General features: G+C 64.3%; 6 protein-coding genes. All 6 read right to left on the bottom strand.

The window, feature by feature from the left end; all coding sequences use genetic code 11:
- Positions 1 to 423 (bottom strand): 2,4'-dihydroxyacetophenone dioxygenase family protein (locus tag ACYP5B_RS47780; protein ID WP_459574397.1); only part of this gene is annotated, 423 nt, incomplete at its 3' end.
- The gene (locus ACYP5B_RS47775; RefSeq protein WP_400094298.1) at positions 420 to 1,190 is read right to left on the bottom strand and encodes a cupin domain-containing protein; all 771 of its coding nucleotides are present in this window, start codon (positions 1,188 to 1,190) and stop codon (positions 420 to 422) included. The genes ACYP5B_RS47780 and ACYP5B_RS47775, both read right to left, overlap by 4 nt.
- 55 nt (positions 1,191 to 1,245) lie before the next feature.
- Positions 1,246 to 1,557: a tripartite tricarboxylate transporter substrate-binding protein gene (locus ACYP5B_RS47770; RefSeq protein ID WP_459574394.1), complete on the bottom strand. Its 312-nt coding sequence runs from the start codon at positions 1,555 to 1,557 to the stop codon at positions 1,246 to 1,248.
- Between the two features lie 201 nt (positions 1,558 to 1,758).
- Entirely contained in the window at positions 1,759 to 2,583 is an 825-nt protein-coding gene (locus ACYP5B_RS47765) for a GntR family transcriptional regulator (RefSeq protein ID WP_459574392.1), read from the bottom strand.
- A 292-nt stretch (positions 2,584 to 2,875) separates the two neighbouring features.
- A complete protein-coding gene (locus tag ACYP5B_RS47760; RefSeq protein WP_400094303.1) occupies positions 2,876 to 3,484 on the bottom strand; it encodes a PqiC family protein in 609 nt (202 codons plus the stop codon).
- A partial coding sequence (locus ACYP5B_RS47755; protein WP_459574390.1) for a PqiB family protein occupies positions 3,481 to 4,318 on the bottom strand: 838 nt, incomplete at its 5' end. The genes ACYP5B_RS47760 and ACYP5B_RS47755, both read right to left, overlap by 4 nt.

Below are 4,318 nucleotides of genomic sequence, written 5' to 3'. Positions count from 1 at the left end.
GTCCTCGTTGAAGCTCACTTGCGCGCCTTCGATCCAGGCGATGGTGATCGTGTCCTCGGTGTTGTCCTCGGGGGTGTAGAAGGTGTGCACCGAGCCGCCGGGCTCGTACAGGTAGGAGCCCGCCGTCTGCGGCTGGTCGGGGTACTCGCGATACTTCCAGCAGCCCTGGAGCGTCCACACCTGCGCCGTACCGGTGTGGTAGTGAATCGGCAGGGAACAACCGGGTTCCACGATGGCCATGAAGACCCACTCTCCGCGCTCCGGGTCCAGGCGCAGCGGCTTGATGTGGATGCCCGGAAAGACATCCTTGATCAGCGGGATCTGCTCGATGTTGACGGTCAGGAGCTTGTCCTGCGGCAGGGCGGGCAGCGGCAGCGGGGCGCCGGTGGACGTGGTGGGCTGCGCGAGAATTCTTGCGTTCATGAGTTGTCTCCGTTTGTTAGAGGAGGTGAAACAGTGGACGGAAGCCGCCCTTTGATGAGGAAGCCGGACGCAGGTCGCTCCGGCGGACAGCGCAGGGAGGCGGCGGCCCCGCGCGGAAGAAACAGGAAATCGCCCGGGGCGAGACCGAAGTCCCGCCCGTCGACACGCGCGTCGATCCGTCCGTCTTCGACGTAGAGAACCTGCTCGGCGTCAGGCTCCGTCGTGCAGACCGATGTGCTGCCGGCAGGCATGCGCAGCGCCGAGATGTCGACCCAGCGCGCGCCGGCGGTCTCGCGGTCGATGAGGGGAACCTTGCCGGTGCCGGCGTCGCCGGCGGCAAGCACGCGCACCCGGCCGTGGGCGGGCACGGCGGCAGCGCCGTCGGGTTCCGTGATCGTGTGCGCCGGGTTCTCGCCATACGGCGGCGCATAGACGACCAGCAGTCGCCCGGGCTGGTCGCTGGTCACGCGAAACGAATGGAACACGCCTGCCGGCACGTAGGCCCAGGTCCCGGGCTCCATCGCTTCCACGCGGCCCTGCGCCCCCGACTCGCCGGTGCCCTCGATCATGTAGGCGCATTGCTCCAGGTGGGGATGCGCGTGGGGCCGCGCGCCGTGCGATTTCACGATCGTGCCGACCAGCACTTCGAGCGCCGTCGCGCCGACGGTCTCGGGCCCGATCACGCGGACGTTGGAGGTGCCGGTGTGGTTGGCCGGCGAGTAGGCGGCAAGGTCTGCCGCCCGGATCACGGTAGGGAGGGTTTTCATTCTGGCTGGATTCCTGCTGTCTTGACGGCGGTGGCTCACTTGGCCATTTCCGAATTTACGAACGTGTGCAACTCGTCGGGCATCGATCCGCGGCTGCGGCCGCCGGTGTTGGCGGTTCCTGGCGCACGGCCGGATCGGCCAGCGCGGTGCGCAGTAGCTCGCTCACCTTCGCGACGGTGTCCTTCGGCGTCCGTGCGGGAACGAAGGTCGCCGACCACACCGTCATTTCGAAGTCCTTCAGACCGGCTTCCTGCAAGGTGGATACGTCGCGCAGCAGCGGCTCACGGTCCGCGCTCGAGGCGGACGCCGGTCCGGCGGGAAACGCAGAGCTGCGGCGGCAACGCGCCGGAGGAATAGAAGCGTCCACCGCGACGGTGAAGCCTGGCCCACCGGCGCATGCATGGAGTCGTCAGCCCGCTTGCCTTCGGACCTCACGACGGCGTGGAACCGCGCGCTGCTGGGTCTGCATGTCACTGGATATCTCCCAAAGTTCTAATGTTGGAAGTTTAGAAGCTAAGGAAAGATTTTTCTGCCCCTTGTTTACCCTAGAGGCTGAACGAGGAGGGCTTTAGCCTTGCTTGCGCTCGCTAGCTGCCCGCCGTTGGGGTTCGGTGATGGCGGGTACCGTTTTCAATGCGGACGCGGGGATGTCGATCTCTGAGACGTAGCGGTCGCCCCGATACCAAGTGACGCCTGCGTACAGCACGCTGCCTTTGCCATCAAGAAGACACCGCGACATCTTCGCGACGGGTGAGGCGAACGGGATCTTCAGCATGTCGCACAGAGGAAAATCCGCCGGCATCACGGTCATGCGTTGTCGCACACGTTTGCTCCGCGAGCCCAGTTCATCGAGCACTGCGGCGAGAAGCTTTTTGTTCTTGGCGGTGTCCTTGGGCAAGGATTCGAAGACCGGGGTCAACACATAGATCTCCGCGTAGCAGAACGGCTCGCCGGAATAGGTGTGCAGCTTGCGGACACAGACGTATTCGCCGTTCGACTGGTCGCCCGGTCCGAGCAGTTCCTGGGGCACCCTGGTGTGGCGCCGGACTTCGAGTACGTCAAAGGCGAGCGCCTCAGGCGCGGCGAACGGATCGTTGATCGCCAATTCGAGGTCGCCCGTGGTGGCGGGCAGGGCCGCCACGTGGGTCCCGATGCCTCGCTGGCTACGAATCAGCCCTTCTTTAGAAAGCAGTTCATACGACTGCCGGACGGTAACGACGGCCACGCCCAGGTCAGCCGCGAGCTGCGTGATCGGCGGCAGCAGCATGCCGAGCGGATATTCGCCCTTTGCGATCCGGTACCTCAACAACGAAGCGAGCCGCTGATATTGCGCAACGCCCCGTTCAGCCGACAGCTCCGCCCGCTCAATCCCCGTCGTTCGATCGTTCGTCATTCCAATTGCCTAACATTCAGATTATAGGAGTATGCACTAGAAGAACGGGACAGGCCCTTAGCAAGCAGGCGTCCACCGCTGTTCGGCTGGAATCGGTAGGGTCGAGACGTGGCGCGGTGGCAGTAGGTTTGATTTGTCTGTTGAACTAGTTGAAACGCGAGCTAGAACGCCTGGCCACGCCCTTGGTCAGGCGACGCCCCTCACAAATCTGGCTATGGCACTAACACCTAATCGGTCGATATGCCGGGTTGGTCGCCGCGCTACTCCGTTAAGGGTGCATAATGGCGCACATTCAGCGATTAAGCGATTGCACGCCGACTGCTATATCGGCCGCAGTTGCCGCGAGGATCTCCCGATACGCATTCACCACGCCCTCCACCTGCCCGGGCGCGGGCACCTCTGTTTCGGTGCGGCCGCTCAGGACCTTGCCGTCCGGCAGTCGCCGCACGGTCCAGGCGATGGTCGCCGCTGCCCACTTGCCCACATTGGCGTCGAGGTTGACCACCTCGGTCGTTACCCGGAAGGCCGGCTGCGTTGCCGACAGGCCGTGCTGGTAGACATCCACCGCGTCAAGCGTCGATTGCAGTTGCTGCGACAGCGCATCGCGTAGCTCGTCGGGTAATGGGGACGTCCAGCGCGATGTGTCGAACAGCTTCACCCCCCCGCTGGTGCCGTCACGCACCACCAGCTGAATGCGGTTCAGCCGCTCGGGCACGCGCACCGGCGTGACCTCGATCCATATCGGGTCGCTGCTGCGGCTGGCTCGCCCTGTCACGGCCGGCGCGGCGTTGGAGCGACTGGCAGCCAGCGTGTAGTAGCGCGCCTCGGGCGACGCGCAGCCGTTCATCATGGTCGTGGCCGCGGCGGCCAGCGTAAAAAGCATCGTCAGACGTTTCATCATTTCTCTTCCCTCTTACCTTGCAGCAGTGCTTCGGGATGCCGCTCGAGATAATCGGTCAGCGTGCGCAGCGAGACTGCCGTTTGCGTGAGTTCCTGCATCATCCGACGCGTATCCTGTTGCAGCGATGCGTCGGGCGCCAGCGCGCCATTGGCCGTGGAGAGGGTGCGGCGCACATCCTTCAGCGCGGCGAGCACTTCTGGTGCCACGTCGCCATTGACCTGTGCCACGAGCTTGTCCGCGTTGACGAGCATTTTGTTCATGGACACCATCGCCGTGCGCGCGTCCTGCCCGATCTGGTCGAACGGCACCTTGCCGATCTTGGTCACAATGTCGCCAAGCTTGGCTTGCAGCTCGTCGAAGGTGCCCGGCGTGGTGGGGAACTCAGGCAGCGACGCGTTCAGGTCCAGATCAGCCGGCAGAGGCGCCTTCGGAAAGAAATCGAGTGCCACATATAGCTGGCCGGTCAGCAGGTTGCCGGTGCGCAACTGCGCACGCATGCCGCGCTGTACCAGGCTATGCACGATGGCGAGCTTGCGCGTGTCGTCAGCCACGTCTTTCTCGCGCAGACCCATGCGAGACGGATAGAGTTCCACCACCACGGGCATGCGGAAGGCCTTCTTGTCACGCTGGTATTCGATACCGATCGAGCGGACTTGCCCGACGGTCACACCGCGGAAATCGACTGGCGCACCTGGAGACAGGCCGCGCACGGACTGATCGAAGTTGAGCACTGCCAGCGCGGGGGCGAGTTCCTCCGGCTCCTTCATGGCTTCCGATTGGTCCGCCGCAAGCAGGAACTCGGTGTTCTCGGCGGCCGTGGCGTGCGCAGTCGAG

It is taken from the genome of Cupriavidus sp. 8B (assembly GCF_054589115.1).
Note: the sequence above shows the minus strand (reverse complement) of the source record. Positions and strands in the feature narration are given on the sequence as shown.

What these genes read in the sequence shown, in the direction of transcription:
- ACYP5B_RS47760 (WP_400094303.1), bottom strand. Translation starts at nt 3,484, where the DNA reads ATGATGAAACGTCTGACGATGCTTTTTACGCTGGCCGCCGCGGCCACG.
- ACYP5B_RS47775 (WP_400094298.1), bottom strand. Translation starts at nt 1,190, where the DNA reads ATGAAAACCCTCCCTACCGTGATCCGGGCGGCAGACCTTGCCGCCTAC.
- ACYP5B_RS47765 (WP_459574392.1), bottom strand. Translation starts at nt 2,583, where the DNA reads ATGACGAACGATCGAACGACGGGGATTGAGCGGGCGGAGCTGTCGGCT.